This is a genomic window from bacterium, assembly GCA_030019025.1.
GTDB lineage: Bacteria > Hydrothermota > Hydrothermia > UBA1063 > UBA1063 > UBA1063.
Genome location: JASEFR010000001.1, coordinates 1 through 17,750 on the forward strand (window position 1 = coordinate 1; position 17,750 = coordinate 17,750).

At 38.8% G+C, this 17,750-nt stretch carries 21 protein-coding genes, 2 tRNA genes and 1 rRNA gene; 18 read left to right on the forward strand and 6 right to left on the reverse strand.

Annotated elements, in window-relative coordinates; genetic code table 11:
* A 16S ribosomal RNA gene (locus tag QMD82_00005) occupies window positions 1-135 on the forward strand; the annotation flags it as partial.
* 117 nt (window positions 136-252) lie between these two features.
* Here QMD82_00005 and QMD82_00010 read toward each other — a convergent pair.
* On the reverse strand, window positions 253-393 hold the full coding sequence (locus QMD82_00010; GenBank protein ID MDI6850315.1) for a hypothetical protein: 141 nt from the start codon (window positions 391-393) through the stop codon (window positions 253-255).
* A 66-nt stretch (window positions 394-459) separates the two neighbouring features.
* On the opposite strand from QMD82_00010, the gene QMD82_00015 reads away from it, so the two are divergent.
* The 8 genes from QMD82_00015 (at window position 460) to QMD82_00050 (ending at window position 4,532) form a co-directional block, all read left to right on the forward strand.
* The gene (locus QMD82_00015; GenBank protein MDI6850316.1) at window positions 460-780 is read left to right on the forward strand and encodes a NifB/NifX family molybdenum-iron cluster-binding protein; all 321 of its coding nucleotides are present in this window, start codon (window positions 460-462) and stop codon (window positions 778-780) included.
* 106 nt (window positions 781-886) lie between these two features.
* Entirely contained in the window at window positions 887-1,177 is a 291-nt protein-coding gene (locus QMD82_00020; GenBank protein ID MDI6850317.1) for a 4Fe-4S binding protein, read from the forward strand.
* 2 nt (window positions 1,178-1,179) lie between these two features.
* A complete protein-coding gene (locus QMD82_00025) occupies window positions 1,180-2,028 on the forward strand; it encodes an ATP-binding protein (protein ID MDI6850318.1) in 849 nt (282 codons plus the stop codon).
* The gene (locus tag QMD82_00030) at window positions 2,025-2,885 is read left to right on the forward strand and encodes a P-loop NTPase (protein MDI6850319.1); all 861 of its coding nucleotides are present in this window, start codon (window positions 2,025-2,027) and stop codon (window positions 2,883-2,885) included. The genes QMD82_00025 and QMD82_00030 overlap by 4 nt, the downstream gene beginning before the upstream one ends.
* Window positions 2,858-3,829, forward strand: coding sequence for a radical SAM protein (locus QMD82_00035; GenBank protein ID MDI6850320.1), 972 nt, complete (start codon window positions 2,858-2,860; stop codon window positions 3,827-3,829). Before QMD82_00030 ends, QMD82_00035 begins: the two co-directional genes overlap by 28 nt.
* Window positions 3,830-3,890: 61 nt before the next feature.
* On the forward strand, window positions 3,891-4,334 hold the full coding sequence (locus QMD82_00040; protein MDI6850321.1) for a hypothetical protein: 444 nt from the start codon (window positions 3,891-3,893) through the stop codon (window positions 4,332-4,334).
* Window positions 4,335-4,418 (forward strand) — tRNA-Ser (locus QMD82_00045).
* A 41-nt stretch (window positions 4,419-4,459) separates the two neighbouring features.
* Window positions 4,460-4,532 (forward strand) — tRNA-Thr (locus QMD82_00050).
* Between the two features lie 4 nt (window positions 4,533-4,536).
* Here the strand turns inward: QMD82_00050 and mobB are convergent.
* Genes mobB through dnaX form a run of 5 tightly spaced genes read right to left on the reverse strand, consistent with a single transcriptional unit; the run spans window position 4,537 to window position 7,886 of the window.
* Window positions 4,537-5,268: a molybdopterin-guanine dinucleotide biosynthesis protein B gene (gene mobB / locus QMD82_00055; GenBank protein ID MDI6850322.1), complete on the reverse strand. Its 732-nt coding sequence runs from the start codon at window positions 5,266-5,268 to the stop codon at window positions 4,537-4,539.
* Window positions 5,255-5,758, reverse strand: coding sequence for a MogA/MoaB family molybdenum cofactor biosynthesis protein (locus QMD82_00060; GenBank protein MDI6850323.1), 504 nt, complete (start codon window positions 5,756-5,758; stop codon window positions 5,255-5,257). The genes mobB and QMD82_00060 overlap by 14 nt, the downstream gene beginning before the upstream one ends.
* On the reverse strand, window positions 5,755-6,357 hold the full coding sequence (gene recR / locus QMD82_00065; protein MDI6850324.1) for a recombination mediator RecR: 603 nt from the start codon (window positions 6,355-6,357) through the stop codon (window positions 5,755-5,757). Before recR ends, QMD82_00060 begins: the two co-directional genes overlap by 4 nt.
* Entirely contained in the window at window positions 6,332-6,643 is a 312-nt protein-coding gene (locus QMD82_00070; protein MDI6850325.1) for a YbaB/EbfC family nucleoid-associated protein, read from the reverse strand. Before QMD82_00070 ends, recR begins: the two co-directional genes overlap by 26 nt.
* On the reverse strand, window positions 6,630-7,886 hold the full coding sequence (gene dnaX, locus QMD82_00075; protein ID MDI6850326.1) for a DNA polymerase III subunit gamma/tau: 1,257 nt from the start codon (window positions 7,884-7,886) through the stop codon (window positions 6,630-6,632). Before dnaX ends, QMD82_00070 begins: the two co-directional genes overlap by 14 nt.
* 73 nt (window positions 7,887-7,959) lie before the next feature.
* Here dnaX and QMD82_00080 point away from each other — a divergent pair, with 73 nt between their 5' ends.
* The 9 genes from QMD82_00080 to QMD82_00120 all read left to right on the forward strand — a co-directional run.
* On the forward strand, window positions 7,960-9,018 hold the full coding sequence (locus QMD82_00080; GenBank protein ID MDI6850327.1) for a glycosyltransferase family 4 protein: 1,059 nt from the start codon (window positions 7,960-7,962) through the stop codon (window positions 9,016-9,018).
* A complete protein-coding gene (locus QMD82_00085; GenBank protein MDI6850328.1) occupies window positions 9,015-10,247 on the forward strand; it encodes a glycosyltransferase in 1,233 nt (410 codons plus the stop codon). Before QMD82_00080 ends, QMD82_00085 begins: the two co-directional genes overlap by 4 nt.
* 16 nt (window positions 10,248-10,263) lie before the next feature.
* A complete protein-coding gene (locus QMD82_00090; protein MDI6850329.1) occupies window positions 10,264-11,229 on the forward strand; it encodes an NAD-dependent epimerase/dehydratase family protein in 966 nt (321 codons plus the stop codon).
* 310 nt (window positions 11,230-11,539) lie between these two features.
* Window positions 11,540-11,719 carry a hypothetical protein gene (locus QMD82_00095; protein ID MDI6850330.1) on the forward strand — a complete coding sequence of 60 codons (180 nt, stop codon included), beginning with the start codon at window positions 11,540-11,542 and terminating at the stop codon, window positions 11,717-11,719.
* Window positions 11,720-13,006: 1,287 nt separating this feature from the next.
* Window positions 13,007-14,380: a radical SAM protein gene (locus QMD82_00100; GenBank protein MDI6850331.1), complete on the forward strand. Its 1,374-nt coding sequence runs from the start codon at window positions 13,007-13,009 to the stop codon at window positions 14,378-14,380.
* 39 nt (window positions 14,381-14,419) lie between these two features.
* The gene (locus QMD82_00105) at window positions 14,420-15,412 is read left to right on the forward strand and encodes an ATP-binding cassette domain-containing protein (protein ID MDI6850332.1); all 993 of its coding nucleotides are present in this window, start codon (window positions 14,420-14,422) and stop codon (window positions 15,410-15,412) included.
* Complete coding sequence (locus tag QMD82_00110) at window positions 15,396-16,205, forward strand: ABC-2 family transporter protein (protein ID MDI6850333.1); 810 nt, start codon at window positions 15,396-15,398, stop codon at window positions 16,203-16,205. The genes QMD82_00105 and QMD82_00110 overlap by 17 nt, the downstream gene beginning before the upstream one ends.
* Window positions 16,186-16,998, forward strand: coding sequence for an ABC-2 family transporter protein (locus QMD82_00115; protein ID MDI6850334.1), 813 nt, complete (start codon window positions 16,186-16,188; stop codon window positions 16,996-16,998). Before QMD82_00110 ends, QMD82_00115 begins: the two co-directional genes overlap by 20 nt.
* Window positions 16,985-17,750, forward strand: a 766-nt coding sequence (locus QMD82_00120; GenBank protein ID MDI6850335.1) for a hypothetical protein, incomplete at its 3' end; no start/stop codon positions are given. The genes QMD82_00115 and QMD82_00120, both read left to right, overlap by 14 nt.

The window sequence follows — 17,750 nt, forward strand, 5'->3', positions numbered from 1 at the left end:
TGGGAGCCGGGGGCACCTGAAGTCGCTGGCCCAACCCCCGCAAGGGGGAGGGAGGCGCCTAGGGTGAATCCGGTGACTGGGGCGAAGTCGTAACAAGGTAGCCGTACGGGAACGTGCGGCTGGATCACCTCCTTTAAAGAGTTTACCCCACCACTCTAACTTCCACTCACCTGATTTCTTATATTCCCGTCTTTTGTGTGCGGTTCAATCGTTTTTATTTATTAGTTGAAATTGAATTCTACTCCCAGTATCTTAAATGTTTTTCTTTTTTGATTTTTGCTTGGGGTCAACTTTTATGCCAGAGATGTGGTAGATTCTTCCCCGGACTGTCCTTCTTATTGCGTAGGTTCCTTGATTATTAATGTTCAACATACCCCTTTGAAATTCAGGCATTAAGGTATACATTATAAATGCATATAAATGAGATTGTTCGATAAAAATGGAAAGGAGGTGTGTGCTATGAAGATAGCAATTACTTCTACAGGTAAGAATCCTGATTCTCTTGTGGATCCAAGATTTGGCAGGTGCGCTTATTTTGCTATCGTAGACAGTGATACAATGGAATTTAAGTTTGTGATGAATCCTGCGCTGAGTAGGCCGGGTGGTGCAGGTATAAATGCGGCTCAATTTCTTATAGATGAAGGGGTTGAAGTTGTTGTGAGTGGAAATGTAGGACCTAACGCAGAACAGGCTCTGAGAGCTGGGGGAGTAAAAATTGTAACAGGCGTTTCTGGGACTCTGAGAGAAGTGTTAGAAAAGATCAAGAAGGGAGAAATTTAAAATGTTTCGATATTTTAGAGGTCAAGGTCGAGGTTTAAGGCTGGGTCAAGGTATGGGTCGCGGACGTGGTATGGGTCGCGGTCGTGGGATGGGAAGAGGTCAAGGAATGGGATTTGGAAGAGGATGGCACCACGGTGTTAATTTAAATGTCACACGATGGAATAAAGATAATGCAGATATTGTTAATGAGTTTGTTGGGGGAACCCAGCAGATGACTGCAAAAGCAACGGTGAATGAAGAGAGGTGTATAGGTTGTGGGGTTTGTGAGAATGTATGCAGAACCGGTGCTATAAAAGTTCTCAATGGGGTCGCTAAGGTTGATGTTAAAAAGTGTATAGGTTGTGGAGATTGTGTAACGCTCTGTCCACAAGATGCAATTTCACTTAAGGCAGAGTAGTTATGGGCATGATCGTATCTATTGCAAGTGGTAAGGGTGGTACAGGTAAGACACTGGTTTCGACAAATCTTGCGCTCTCTCTTGAGGGAAAAGGTATTCAATTTCTTGATTGTGATGTAGAGGAACCAAATGCTTTTCTCTTTTTAAAACCTGACGTTGAGGAGGAAATTCCCGTTGAAGTGCTAGTTCCGGAAGTTAATCAGCAGATCTGCACCCATTGTAAAAAATGCGCTGAATTTTGTGAGTATAATGCAATTTTTGTTACCTCGAAGACCGTTCAGGTATTTCCTGAGTTGTGTCACAGTTGCGGTGGATGTGCTCTTGTTTGTCCTGTTGGTGCAATAATAGAAGTGCCTTTCAAAATTGGGAATCTAAAAATAGGGAAGGGTGCTAATGTTGATTTGGTGTATGGTGAACTCGAAGTCTCAAAACCCCTGGCTGTTCCTATTATAAGAGAAGTGAAAAAACGGCTTAAGAAGGATAAACTGGTTATTGTAGATTCTCCACCTGGAGCCTCCTGTCCTATGATTGAGGCAGTTAGTGGAAGTGACTTTGTAATTCTCGTAACTGAACCTACGCCTTTTGGCTTTCATGATCTTAAGATTACAGTGGATGTGCTGGAAAAAATTGGAATACCCTTTGGAATTATCATAAATAGGGCGAATCTTGGCAACAGAGATGTTTATGAGTTTTGTATGCACAAAAATATTCCTGTACTACTTGAAATACCTTATGATAGGAAAATTGCAGAACTCTATTCACGCGCCATTCCCTTTGTAACTGTCATGGAGGAATGGAAGGGGAAGTTTCGGGAAGTTTATCAACAAATAGAAAGGATGTTTATTAAATGAAGCAAATAGTGATTTTAAGTGGAAAGGGTGGAACAGGTAAAACATCTTTAACCGCGTCTTTTGCTGTACTCTCAAAGAATGCAGTCATTGTAGATTGCGATGTTGATGCGCCCGACTTACATTTGCTCTTGAAACCAAAGGTATTGAAGACAAATGATTTTTATGGATCAAAACTTGCAAGTATAGATAAGGATAAGTGTATAGAGTGTGGTTTATGCATTGAAAAGTGCAGATTCGATGCAATTACCAGTGATTTTGAAGTAAATCCTTTCTCGTGTGAGGGTTGTGGTGTATGTGGTTTAGTGTGTCCTGTTCAAGCTGTTTCATTTGCTGAAAGAAAAGCAGGTGAGATCTACATTTCAGAAACAAAATATGGGCCTATGGTACATGCACTTCTTTTCCCAGGCGAAGAAAATTCAGGAAAGCTTGTAACTATGACTAGGCTTCTCGCTGGTATCGTTGCCCAGGAACAGAAAAGAAGCCTTATTATAATAGATGGTGCCCCCGGTATAGGATGTCCTGTCATTTCATCTATAACAAATACAGATTATGCACTCGTTGTCACGGAACCAACAGAGTCTGGAATACACGATCTTCAAAGGGTATTAGAACTTTTGAAGCATTTTTCTGTAAGGCCACTTATATGCATAAATAAATATGATATTAATGTGGAGAATGCAGAAAAGATAGAGAAATACAGTAAAGAAAACAATATTCCTGTGTTGGGGAGAATACCTTTTGACCCTGTTGTGACCGAAGCCATGGTTGAAGGGATGCCCGTGGTTGAGTACAGACCTGATAGTGTTGTTTCAATAGAGATAAGGAATATATGGCAGAGGATATCAGAATTGCTATAGCCTTCGGCCCCGTACCCTCTAGGAGGCTCGGCAAAAGCCTTGGGGTGAATAATATACCTCCCAAGATTTGTACTTACTCGTGCGTTTATTGTCAACTCGGTAGAAGTTTGAAAATGACCGCAGTCAGGCAAAGGTTTTATGAACCTGAGAAAATTTTTGAGCAAGTAAGGGAGAAAGTTATTGAGGTAAAGTCAAAAGGTGAGGAAATAGATTATATTACTTTTGTTCCTGATGGGGAACCAACCATAGACGTAAATTTGGGTAAGGAAGCGAGTCTTTTAAAGGAACTGGGCATCCCACTCGCGATAATTACCAACTCCAGTTTAATTTGGGATGAGGGTGTGCAGGAGGATTTAATGAATTTTGACCTTGTATCTGTGAAGGTAGATGCGGTCTCTAAGGAAATCTGGCGAAAGGTCAACAGGCCCATCAAGTTTCTCGATTTAGACAAAATTCTTGAAAATATAAGAATTTTTAGCATGAAATTCAATGGAATTCTCTTTTCTGAAACCATGCTAATTGATAATATTGACTATGGTAATGAATTTGAGAAAATTGCAGCCTATCTTTCATCTCTTGAAAATTTGAAGTGTGCCTATATTTCTGTTCCAACACGTCCACCCGCAGAGGATTGGGCAAGACCACCGGGAGAAGAACTTCTTAATGAGGCTTTTCAGATATTTAAAAATTTTCTGGGTAATAAGGTTGAGCTTCTTATTGGATATGAGGGAGATGCCTTCGCATATTCTGGAGACATAGAAAAGGACATATTGAGTATAACTGCGGTGCATCCAATGAGAGAGGAGTCCATAAAAAGGCTGGTTGAAAGAGAAGGTGAAGAATTTAGTAAAGTTGAAAACCTGCTAAGGAGAGGTTTAATAAAGAAGGTCTATTATCAGGGACACGTTTATTACATAAGGAATCTTAAAAATCTCCTTCCTTAGTAAAGTACATGGTGAATATTGAGGAGTTCCAATTACGATTTAGATGCTATAAAATATTAATATGCTCAAATCTATCTTGGTTGCAATGTTGATTAGTTCGTATAGACCAGGTGTGGGCCTTATACTGGGCATTCCTACTGGACTTAATTTAAATTTTGAGTCCAAGGCGAATGCCATTAACTCAACCCTTTCCTGGGGTATTCCTGACATTTTCTACTTTTCTCTTGGCTATCACGAGAATTTCAGAATTGAAACGGGTGAAGATATTGAAGGATTACTGAGGGTATATCTTGGTGGCGCTTTTCTTTTTAAAGTTACGAGAGACAACGCGAAGATGGGAATCAAGATACCTCTTGGAATGAAGTTTCTATTTGATAATTTACCTATTGATGTATTCGCCGAGGTTTCTCCAGGGATCCATCTCATACCTGAGACGAGCCCTCTTATTGAGGGTGCATTAGGATTGAGGTTCTATTTAGACAGGCTTAAAGTGTCAAAGGAATAAGGAGGGTTAGCCTAATTGGTAAGGCGGCGGATTTGAAATCCGCTGGGCGTTGAGCCCTTGGGGGTTCGAGTCCCTCACCCTCCGTTGTTTGATAGTTTGAGCATCTTATCTTATACTTTTAACATGCCCACGTAGCTCAGGCGGCAGAGCACTTCCTTGGTAAGGAAGAGGTCACCGGTTCGAATCCGGTCGTGGGCTTTTTCTAATCGTCAATTTCTATTTTTATTTTCCCTTCACGATAACCTTTAAGCGGGGATAAGAATCCTTTTATAATGTTCTCCAGCATGGAGTCGAGAAAAGGCATGAGTTCTATTCTGGCACCATCTATGGTGACCTTGCATTTTGTGCCGTAGAGAACCTTGCATTCTTTTTCGTTCGATTCTCCCATCAGAATTCTTGCTGTTAGTGTTTTGCAGTCAAATCCACACTTTCCACAGTCCAGTTGTGGAAGCATATTAGGAATAATTGAGATTATGTAGTCGGTTAGCTCTTCCAAATTTTCAGAGGTATAAATTCTTTTGATTTTCCCAATGCTTAAATTTTTGGCCAGAGTAAAGTACGCAAAGATCAACGGATCTTCTTGTATCTCCTTTTCGTCTTCTTTAATGCACCGGATTTTAGGAACACTCAAGCCCATTTCTCCCTCGATCAATACAATGTCCATATTTGAGAAATTTTTTAGGAAATCGAAAGGGTTTTGAGGCGAATTAAAGGCGAGAAAAGCCCGTTTTTTTGAGAAGCCAGCAGAGATGAGAGCTCCCGCTTTCTCCATTCGATAGGTATCTTTACCTTCCTTGTCATATTCTACATCATGGTGAAAGCTTTTTTTGATGGCACCAACCTTTATGTTCCTTCCGCTAAGATGCTTAATGAGGGATTCAATAAGGACAGTTTTTCCAGAATCACTAAAACCTATTATTTCAATTACCTTCACCTTTGTGATCCCCCTTCAGCCCCTTAAGTTCAAGCATCAGATGGGGTATTAGAGGAAAGAGTGGTGGAAGGTTTTCCATTATGGCTTTAGGGTTCCCCGGTAAGTTTATTATAAGGGTCTCTCCTTTCGACCCGACGACAGCTCTCGAATAGACTGCCTCAGGAGTTTTTTTGAGTCCTTCAAGAAGCATAAAGATTTCAAGCCCATAAAATCTCTTCTCAATGACTTTCATTGTTGCTTCAGGGGTTACATCTCGTGGGGATGGACCAGTGCCCCCCGTGGTAATTATCAAATCTACACTGGAATTACACCAATCCCAAAGTGTATTTTCTATCACGTCCATCTCATCAGGAACGATTTTATAGATGATGTCAGCAATATCCAGATTTTCCCTAACCAATTTCATTATGAGGGGACCCCCTTCGTCTGCCCGTTCCCCTCTGAAGCCTTTATCAGATACAGTGAGGATCCCTACCCTTAACTTTATCATTTTAGTTTCCTCCTCCCCATAATAGATTCTTTTAGGGTGAAAGGATCGATAAGGGTAATGTCGATTCCTTTCGGAAGGCCAATGGCGATTTTAGATATGTTGATATCCATATCGCTAAGGAGATTGACGATATAACTGGTTGTAGCGTCACTTTCCACGTCAGGGCTGAAGGCTATGACAAGTTCTTTGAATCCCTCAGCCTTGATCCTGTCTCTAATGTCGTAGATGTTTAATTTGTCCGCTGTTATTCCTTTCACGGGAGAAAGGACACCCCCGGTCACGTGGTATTTCCATCTAAGGTCCTGAACCGACTCTAATATGTATACGTCTTCTGGCCTTTCAACAACGCAGAGAATTCCGGAATTGCGTCTTTCGTCGGCACAGATAGAACATATTTCACTGTCTTCAGAAAATCCATGGCATATTCTGCAAAGCTTTATCCTCTCATCAACCTCTTTTAGAGCTGTTGAAAGGCCCTTCAGTGTATCTCTATCTTTTAGTAAATAATAAGCTATGCGAAAAGCTGAACGATCGCCGATTCCCGGCAGCTTTTTGAATTGTTCAATTAATTTTTTAAGAGAGGAAGGGACCCAGCTCATTTATTGGTAAATCCTTCAATAGTTCTTGCATCTTTTTCTGAGCCTCTTTTTGCATGGTTTCAAAGGCCTCATTAAGACATGATAATATGGCTTTTTCCAGCTTTGTTTTGTCTGAAAGAAGGGTGTCATTGTTTATTTTTAGCCCCGTTATCCTAAAAACACCGTTAATGGTTACTTTAACTCCATCTTTTTCAACATCCATTTGGAGTTTTTGTATCTCTTTTCTTGCCTTTGCAACAGTGGCTTGCATCTTCTGAGCCTCTTTGAGCATTTTAAATAGATCCATCGCTTACCTCCCGAAGTTTTAATTTTTCTATAGCGTATTTGATTAATTCATTTTTGTCTTCTTCTGTTCTCTTTGGATTTTCAGTCACTGTCTTACCTTCAACAGGGGAAGGCTCCAGTGATACTTTTGGCTTTTCCGGTGAACTTACAAAGCTGGTGTCTATGTAGTTTATGTTTCCTATCAATTCGAGCTCGGACTGAATTTTTGTAAGCCTTAGAAGGTGAAAATCTACAAAGATTTTGGGATTAGTGGCACTCTTAACGTCGAGTTCCATGTCTTTTAATACTCTAAGGAGGAAGAGAATTTGGTATTCGTTGAATTTTGATGCAATGGACGAGAAGGCGTTGTGCTCTATTCCGTAAAAGGCTTTAAGTAGGGATTCTGCGGCCTTTACAAATCCCTTATGGAAATCCTCAAAACTGTATCCTTGTGCCACAACCTGTTCAACAGTTTCCAATATCTTTTTTGGGTTTTTGTCAATTATGTTTTGTAGAATTTGCTGGTAAATTTCTGTGGGAAGAAGACCTGTTAATTCTTTTATTTTTTCGATAGTAATGGTCCCCTGTGAATAAATGAAAGCCTGCTCGAGAAGAGAAATGGCATCTCTCATCCCACCCGTTGAGGCCTCTGCAATCAATTCAAGAACTTCATCGGATTCATAGCCGATATTCTCCAACTCTGCAATTTTCTTTAATCTCTCAACAATAAATGGTTTTTCCAAAGGTTTAAGGTCAAAACGCAAAGTTCTGGATTTAACAGTTTCAGGAACCCTGTTGGGTTCGGTGGTGGCAAAGATAAAAACTACGTTTTTCGGGGGTTCTTCAAGGGTTTTTAGCAGGGCATTAAAAGCCTCTTGGGTAAGCATATGAACTTCGTCAATTATTATGACCTTATACCTCCCTTTTAAAGGTATAAAGCGCACATTTTCCCTTAATTCTCTGATCTGATCAATACCCCTGTTAGACGCTCCATCGATTTCGAGAACATCAACGCTCCTTGATTCCTCAATTTCTTTACAATTTTCACATACCCCACAGGGCTCCGGGGTCACGCCCTTCTCGCAGTTTAGCCCTTTGGCAAAGATTCTTGCAAGCGTGGTCTTTCCAATTCCTCTTGGACCTGTGAACATGTAGGCGCTCGCTATGCTCAGAGTTGCAAGAGCGTTTTGAAGAGTGATTACTGCATGTTTCTGATTGACCACATCTTTAAAGGTTTTCGGACGATATTTTACCGCAAGGTTCATAGTTAAATTATATGCTGTTAAAATAGAAACTCCAAGTGGAAAGGACTTTTGTAGAGTTTTATAATTTTTAAAGGTGAGAGTACTTGTACTTGGTGATAATACTTCCTTTCATACCTACCGCTGGTTTGAGGCATATAAGTCCGCGGACTTTGAAGTGAGGGCTTTAGGATTTGAAGATGGTGAATCCCTTTGTGAAAGATTGAGCCCCAATGGAAAGGGTAAGTTAAAGTATTTTCTTTCTATTCCTAAATTGAAAGAGGTAATCAGGGAATTTAAGCCGGATATAATCCATGCCCAGATGGCAGGCAATTACGGACTTATGGCTTATCTTACAGGGAAACCCTATATTTTGTCCCTTTGGGGTCCTGATGTGGTGGAATCTCCATTTAAGTCCGTGTTTCATAAAACATTGATAAAAAAGGTAATCAGAAATGCACTTCTCGTTCATGCTGATTCCCAACTGGTAAGATGGTTTTTGGAGAAAGGGTTTGGAGTTGATGCGGAGAAAATCGTTGTCTTCCCCTTTGGTATATCGAGTAAATTTTTCGAATACGAGATAGAAAAACCCGTAGGGAAAATTAATCTTATTTCACACAGGAAACTGGAGAGGCTTTATGGGCATGACGTTATTTTAAAAGCAGCGAAACTTTTAAAAGAAAGAGGAGTTGGTTTCAAGCTTTACATCGCCTCCTTTGGCTCTGAAGAAGAAAAATTAAAAAGATTGGCTCTGAAATTAGGGATTGCTAACATGGTTGTGTTTACTGGAAGACTGGATGAGGAAGATCTTATCTCATTTCTATCTAAGTCTCACATTTTTATTTCTTCTGCTTACAGCGATACTACTCCTAATTCTTTGCTGGAGGCAATGGCCTTAAAGGTATACCCTGTCCTCTCTGATCTTCCTGTTTACAGAGAATGGGTGATTGACGGATTGAATGGTTCTTACTTTAGGCCCGGTGATGAGTTTGACCTTGCCGACAAACTGGAGCACATCATTAAAAATCTTTCAAAACTGGACATCTTTCTATCAATAAACAGATTGATCGTGGAAAACCTGGCGAATTGGGACAAGAATTTTGAGAGTTTTAGAAATCGTTTACTAATCGAATTTAAAAAGGGTGCTATTAAATGAAAATCCTTTTCATATCTTATTTTTTTCCGCCTTATGCCCATGCTACCGCAGTTGAGCGAACGGTGCTTATAGCGAAATACTTATCGGAATTTGGCCACGAAATAGGAATAATTACTGCGAGAAATTATACTTTTTTCCAACGGGATCCTTCTTATTTAAATTATCTTCCTAAAACTTTGATGATTGCGAGGCCCTCTGCCATTGAACCCTCGACTTTTTCACAAAGGCGGTCTGCCCCTTCAGGCACATCTAAGAAATTGTTTAGAAATTTTTTGTGGCCAGATTCAAGAGTGTTTTGGTTAATTAACGCTGTACCGGCAAGTCTTACCTTTGTGAAGGACTTCAGGCCAGATGTGATTGTTTCCATTGCGCCTCCTTATACCGATCTCATCCTTGGGTACTTGATAAGTCGGAGATTTCGTATACCACACTTCGTTGACCTCCTCGATCCGTGGTCAGATGATTTATACAATATGTATCCTAATTGGTGGCAAAAGGAGTTGACTTACTTTTTCGAAAAAAAAATTCTGGAAGAGACCAGAGGGGTTATAGTGGCTACCTACCCTATGAAATGGAGACTCTTAGAGCGTTACAAATTTCTTAGACCCGAGAGGGTGGATAACATCACCTTCGGGATAATAACAGAAAACATGGAAAAAGTGAAGGAAATTGATTACTCTTTCCCATTTACAGTGCTATATCTCGGCACCTTGCAAGGTAGCCATAAGAATCCTACCGGCTTTATAAAAGCCTTCGCAGAGTTTACAAAAGTTCATCCCGATGCCCGTTTGATGATTGCAGGAAATGTGGATAAAGAAGTTAAAGACCTCATAAAGCAAAATTTACCAGCGGAAAATGTCGAGTTTTTGGGTTATATTGAAAATGAGAAGGTTTATACAGTGGTAAACAGGGCACATATTCTATGGCTTTTAATATCCCGTGCCCCAGGATTTGAGCTGGTGATGCCGGCAAAAACCATATCCTATCTCGGGTTTTCAAGGCCCATTTTAGCTACTGTACCTGAAGGATGGACGGCAGAATTTTTAAGAAAACTGGGAGTCACGGTTGTTGATAACGATGATGTAGCGAGAATAGTAAGAGCACTGGAAGGTCTTTATCAGGATTATAAAAGACAAAATCTCAAATTATTGAAAAAAGAACTGGTAGAAGAGTTTGAATATTCTAAAATTGCACGGAAATACGAGGCTTTTTTGAAAACCGCTTTATAATGCTTAAAATTTGCCTATGAGATTCCTTGTCGCAGGTGGATGTGGTTTTATAGGGTCAAATCTTGTCAAAAGACTGCTTGACGATGGTAACGAAGTATGTGTGGTAGATGACCTTTCTAAGGGAAGCCTCGAAAAGTTGGATGAATATGTGAGCCACAAAAATTTAAGGTTCTTCAAACTTGATGTTACGGGCAAAGAGATTTTTGATATACCGGCAAAGTTTGATATAGTCGTAGACCTTGTGGCCTATAAGATTCCCCGTTATTCCAGTGGACTTAAAACTTTGACCGTGAATACTCGGGGGGCTGAAAACCTTTTGAAAATAGCGGTAAGAGATTCTGCAAAGTTTTTAATGGCTTCCACTTCTGATGTCTATGGTAAGTCCACCGAGTTTCCATACCGGGAAGATGGTGATCTGGTACTTGGTCCTTCCACATCGAGAAGGTGGGCCTATGCCGTTTCAAAAATTTTCAATGAACACTTAGCCATTGCTTATCACGATGAATATGGGATAAAGTATGTTATTCTGAGATTTTTCGGCGTTTACGGTCCTCATCAACACTTAGACTGGTGGGGTGGGCCTGTGGGTGTGTTTTTAAAGAACATTCATGAAGGCCTTCCCATTTCGATCCACGGAGACGGATTGCAAAAAAGGAGTTTTATGTATATTGACGATGCTGTGGAATGTATTTTTAGGTCGGTAAATTATCCTCAAGCAGAGAATGAAATAATAAATGTAGGAAGTTCCGAAGAAATCAGTATTCTTGACCTTGCAAAGTTAATACATAGGTTAGCTTACCCCGAAAAAGAATTGAAACTCGAGTTTATCCCCTACGAGAGCTTTACCCAAAACTATGAGGACCCACGCAGAAGGCTTGGGGATTTTTCAAAAATGAAAAAAATTCTAAATTTTGAGCCCAGGTATGCACTGAAAGAAGGGCTTTTAAAATTTATTGAGTGGTTTAAAAAGAGACAAAAGTAAAAATTTTAAGTCTAATTGCTTTGGCTATTTCCTTTAATTTAGTTTTTATATAAAAGACATCTGCTAAGAGATTTTCGTAAAATTTTGTGTTTCGAGCAGTTTGTTTATTTACTGAAGCTAACTTGCTTTATTTTGGCTATTTAAACAAATCCCTACAAGAGATACAAACGAAAAAGCGAAAGATTGTTGCAAGAGATAAAACTGTGTAAACTTTAGAATAATTAAGCCTTTTCTTTCTCATCGGGCATGGATAAAAAATTTACTTGCTTTATAAATGATCCAAAATAGTGTTTCTCAATAAGCCATTTTAGTGGCTGGATTTGATAGTTTCTATAGAACTTATGGATTTATTTATGTCCTTGGTGACATTAAGTGGGAGGGATATTTCTCATTGCAGATCATAAACTGGATTTTATCGAAAAAGTTGCAAATAGAGTTTTATAGCTTAAGGAAGGGAATGTCGTTGTTGAAGGAAGCACGATTGAGGTGAAAACTATTCGGAAGGAAAAGGAGTTTTTCATTTACTTCCGAAATTCCATTGAATCACAAAATGCTTTGAAGGAAAAGGATATAGAGTTCAAGATTCTGTCAGATTAGGTATTGAAGATTGAAGTCTCGCTAAGTCGCAAAGATGAGAAAAGCCGGGATTTTGAGCAATTTTTATGGAGTTGTATATCCGTGCTAAAACAAATTGAGGCTGAAGCACTTAAGTTATGCTAAGTTGTAAAGTGAAATTTGTTCCATCACGTAGTCGGGGTGTTTCGGCTACTGTCTTTCTAAGGGGTACCTATTATGGATTTAGGTTGCTGCATGCCCGCGGAGAAGGGACCGCTTTTGTAGGATTTCTTCTATGGCTTTTTCTTCTGCAATATCTGTTCCTACTGATTTTTAGCGGAGGAACGATATTTTGACACATCGGAAAGGATTTAAGTAGCGAAAGTATCCTTTTATTTCAATAGTTGTTTCAAGACTGATAGTTAATTTTCTGTTTGGGCTATTACAGTTTGTTATTATCGGCAGTATCTTTAACTTCTTATTTTGGCCTAATCTATACCTTTTGTTTCTATCCTAAAGAACCTACTTCAAGCAACTTGTTGTCGCGGTTTTTCTGCATCTCTCTTTATGGTTTTGTTTTTTAATTGGCTCATTAAGTTTAGTTTTTAAACGTGCAGGGTATTCAACTCCCTGCTTAAATATCTTATTTTATTTCTCTCAGGAATTGCAATAGTATGGGAAAAATATACTGTTTTTCATGCGAGTTTTTGCTATTTTTTATCTATAACATGGGGAATAAGACCGCTTGCTTTAATAAAGTTCGGGAAATCCCTTTTGTTTGTATTTTGCAATTGTGTTTTGCATGCCTTTATCATTGTGCAGGTGGGTGTTCTCACTTTTTAATATGCTATCATTTTTGTTAGAAAGGAAGATGATACACCATCTTCTGAAAGATAAGAAGCTATAAATTGTCCTCTCGGTAATCCCTAAGCCTCATAAAGTATTTGGTGTGAAAAATATTTCTCAGTTTTCAAGTATTTTTGAAAAATTTTTGGATCCAAAGTTTACATTTTAGCTTTTTTAAACTACAAAAGAAGGTAAATTATGAGTCACATAAATATAAAAGATTGGGTCGAGATAATTTGCATAGGCATACCTATATCAAATGCAACAGCCACAGTAGCAGAGAGGTGCTGTGAAAGAAGTCAGCGTTGTCCCAATGAGTAAATCCATATTTGGGCGTCACCCTTGGTGGCGCCCAAATGAAAAAGGAGTATATTTTATGGACAAAACTTATAAGGCTTCGAATTACAACTTTTATAGCCATAATTATGTTTATAATCTGAGACAAAGAAGCCTTTTAAAGCTTAATGATCCAGTATTAAATGCGCTTCAGAACAACGATTTTAAAAATATACCATTTCATGTGATGAATCTACTCCTCACGTCAGGAATTGTAGTTGAGGGAATTGATGAGCTTAAACTTCTGGAATTTTGGCTTTCGTCGAAGAGCTTTAACACAAATACTATTAGTATAGCATATATTCCGAATTACAGTTGTAATTTCAAATGCACTTATTGTTATGCTGAATCGGTCCGTAATATTCAGCGGTGGGAAAGTGAAAATTCCTTTGAAAACTTTCTAAAGTGGATTGAAAATCTTCTTATTCTTACTGAACCTCGGAATTTTGAGATAACATTTCATGGAGGCGAACCTCTTCTCTCGAAGGAGGAGATTGTTTTGCTTAGCAAAAGAATAAATAACCTCTGCGAAAAACACGAAGTCAGGCTGAAGGATATTTCTCTTGTAACTAATGGAAGCTTACTTGATAAAGAATTTATTGAAGAATTGGTGAAGCTTAAAATACCTTGTAGGGTTCTTGTAACACTTGATGGCACCGAGGAAGTTCACAACATACGCAGGTTTGATATTGAAGGTAAAGGGACTTTTCAGAGAATAGTTAACAATAAAATTCTCTTACTCGATCTTGGGGTTTATGTTACCTTAGGCTTTAACTATGATAGGCAAAACTATAAAGATATTCCTAAATTCCTGGACTTTCTCGTTGAAAAAGGTTTTAACAAGAAGCCTAATTTTCGATTGATATTTGGAGCTGTGAGGAGGGGATTACATCAGGAGGAGGTTGTTCATTTCAAAAAATTCAAAATGCAACAAGAAGAATCTGCAAAGGTTCTTATCTGGGCTTACGAAGAAGCATTAGCAAGAGGAATAAGAATTGTTGAGCCTCTTGGCGCAGGATTGTGTACGTTCAAAAAGCCGTGGAGTTTTATCGTAGATTACAAAGGGGATGTTTTTAAGTGCGTTACTATGGCTGGTCATGATGAAGCGAAGATTGGCACTATTTACACTCCTATTGAGGTCCTCTTACAAAAGTGTATCGATTACGTTCTCCCTTATCACTGGGAGCGTTATTCTTCCTGTAGAAAATGTATTTATCTGCCGGCATGTCTCGGGGGTTACTTCGAGCAAGCTTTGTTAAGAAAAGAGAAATTTGACTGCAGGAAGAAGTACTTTGAAAATTTATTTCCAAATCTTATTGATCTCATGGTTAAGTTATATGAAAAATATCCTGAATTAATTAGAAGTCCAAAGTTTGAACAAATTTTGGGAAATGGGCAAATTCGAGATGAATGAAACTAAGGAGGGCTTTAAAATTCGGCTTATCAGATTGCTATGAGTTGCCCAATTATTGTTCGTGACCTTAGAAAGGTATATAGAAGGCATTTGAAAGAACCAGGTATTAAAGGTACACTTGGGAATTTTTTTGTTGGAAAGTACTTAGAAGTTGAGGCTTTAAAAGGGGTATCTTTTGAGATTTCTCAAGCTGAATTTGTGGGATATATAGGTCCAAATGGGGCTGGTAAAACGACGACGATGAAGATTTTGTCTGGAATCCTTTACCCCACAAGTGGAGAAGTTAAAGTTCTCGGATATTATCCACCTGAAAGAAATCGTAATTTCCTGAAAAGAATCTCTTTTATAATGGGTCAAAAGACTCAGCTGTGGTGGGACCTTCCCGCGATGGATTCCTTCTTACTCTACAAGAAAATCTACGAAGTTCCTGATAAGGAGTTCGACAGTGAAGTTAATGAACTGGCTAAGCTTTTGAATGTGTCAGATCTTTTGAAGATTCCCCTCCGGAAGCTTTCTCTCGGCGAGAGGATGAAGATGGAGCTTATTGCGGGTCTTTTACATAAACCTGACGTAATTTTTCTCGACGAGCCCACCATCGGATTAGATTTTATATCTCAGGAAAAAATTCATGAGTTTTTAAAGTACTACAATGAACAAAAGGGGGCAACCATTATACTTACCAGCCATTACGTGAGGGATATCGAAAAGCTCTGTAAGAGAATCATCTTCATTCACAAGGGGCAAATCTATTATGATGGAGAAAGAGCTTCTTTTATTGATAAGTTCACGAAGAATCGGGTAATTATTGTGAGATTTAGAAAAGATGTTCCCCCAGGGCTGGAAAGGTTAGGCAGGATTCTTGATATTAGTGGCAATGAGGTCCGTATAGAAGTATCTAAGGATGATTTACAACGGACTCTTCAAGAGATCGTTAAAAAAAGTGAGTTTGAAGGTGTCTTCGTTGAAGAACTTTCTCTAGAGGACGCTCTGAAGGAGGTCTTTGAGGGGATTCAGAATGAAAAGATTCAGTAAATATTTTCAGGTTGTTATTAACACTGTTGCTGAAAGTACCGAGTTTAGATTCAATCATGTTCTTAGCTTTCTTGTCATATCACTGCCATTGATATTTACTGTTTTGTTGTGGAAAAAGGTCTTCGGGGATACGGGGCAGATTGGTTTGTTCGACCTCAAAAATATGGTAACTTACTATTTTCTGGTCGTGCTTCTTCAGGATATTACATATCCAGGCCCTTTTTGGGAGATTATCGATCATATAAGAGAGGGTGGACTTAATGTCTTTCTCAGTAAACCAATCGGTTATCCTGGTTACATTTTCGCGCTAAAAATAGGTATTAACATTCCATATCTATTCATGTCGGGTGTGATTCTTATTTTGTTAGGCATAATGGCAGGCTTTAATAAATACCTTATTTTACCCCCAAATCCATTAAGTTTTGCTTGTTTCATATTATCTTTTTCCCTTGCTGTCTGCTCTGGATTTATGTTTTCTTTTATTTTCAGTGCTCTTACTTTCTGGTTAGAAGAAGGAAGGGGTATTGAGGTGTTCCTTGAGTTTTTGATTGGCCTCTCAAGCGGAATGCTCTTGCCGGTTTCATTATATCCCAGGGGCCTTAAAGCATTTTGCAGTATATTACCCTTCCGGTATGTTCTGAACTTTCCCATAGAAATATATTTGGGGGTTGTCAAAGGGAGAGAATTAATAGAAGGGCTTGCCAATCAGGTTATGTGGTGCATTTTGGCATTCCTAATTCTCAGAATTGTTTGGAAATCGGGATTGAAAAAGTATGAAGCAGTGGGTGCATAGATTGAAGTATTATATTTCGCTGTGGGGTGAATTTCTTTCGATGCAGATCAAGAGAGAGACAATCTTTAGAGGGAGTTTTTTGCTCGAGATAGTTTCTTACATCTTTTGGTTTGTGTTCAATGTTTTCTTTTTTGGGGTAATTTTCTCTCATACGAAATCGATTGGTGGATGGGGGCCTTATGAGGTTCTTACCCTGGTTTCAATCAATCAATTGATAGTGGCACTTTATGATAGTTTTTTAGGGCCAAATTTAAGAAGGTTTCAAACTTACATTGAAAGGGGAGATTTTGACATCTTCCTCATAAAACCTGTTGACCTTCAGTTTTTTGTATCTACCCGATTTATGGATCTAAAGTCTCTTTTTTCTATACCCGTGGCTATTCTAACTCTGATATTTTCCCTTTCTGTGCGGGGGAACCCGCCCGGCGTTTTGGAACTCCTGATTTTCTTTTTGTGTTTCTTGATAGGTCTTTTGATACGCTATGGCTTGGGATTTTTGGTGATGTCCCTTTCTTTTTACTTCGTAAGGGTATCAGCCCTTCATGCTCTCCAGAGGGAGTTGCTTTCCTTTGCAGGTTATCCACTTTCTATATATGAAAAATTTGCAAAAGTTTTTTTTACTTTTATTTTACCCGTCGCTCTTATTGCAAATCTGCCTGCACAGGCCCTTTTGAAATATCGTATTAGTAGCGGAATATTTATTTACAGTTGCGTCTTTGCAGCTTTTATTCTTATTTTTTCAAGGAAATTTTTTTATCACGCCATAAGGAGGTACGAAAGTGCTAGTAGTTAAGATCGTTGGATATTTAATTGTAGCTCAGATGGCTAAAAAATTGCCCAGTGAAAAGCAGTTTGTCTTTTATCCGCTTCGTGGGTTAAAGCCCACTTATGAGGCTAATATCGAGGTTTCAATTTATGAAGATTCCTTTTCCGTAGAATTTCAAACACCATCCTATACTTTGATTAGGAAGAGCTTAACAAGAGACGGTTTTGACCCCAATGGCGAGTCTTGTTTTTACCTTCTCATGAAAACCCGTTCAAATTCATCAACGGGTTATGTTTTTGCAGTTAATGCCAACAATATACAGCTTGATGGGCTAATTCACAGTTATGATAACATCGTTACTTCTTGGGATGAAGTGTGGAGCTCTAAAGTTGATGTAAATGAGAGTGGTTGGAGTTGCAGGATTAATATACCATTAAAGGTGTTCAGAGAAAATTTCGATTCTCTTTATTTTTATTTTTCGTGGACAAACTTCAATTCAAACGGCGTAGAAATTGTGAGTTCTTATCTACTACCTGAAGGCTATAGCAGATTTGACCTAAGGTTTGCTGATTTTTCTGTTCCTGCTCCGAAAAAAAGGTCAGACAGGCTCTTTTCCTTTATTCCATATATTGCAGTGATTCTGGAAAACTCAATAACCACAAAAGTTGGAGCAGAATTGAAATTGGTAAAGGGGGACGTGACTCTCCAATCAACCATAAATCCAGAGAGGTATTCCATTGAAGCTGATATTGAGCAGTTTAATTTGAAAAGGAGACGGA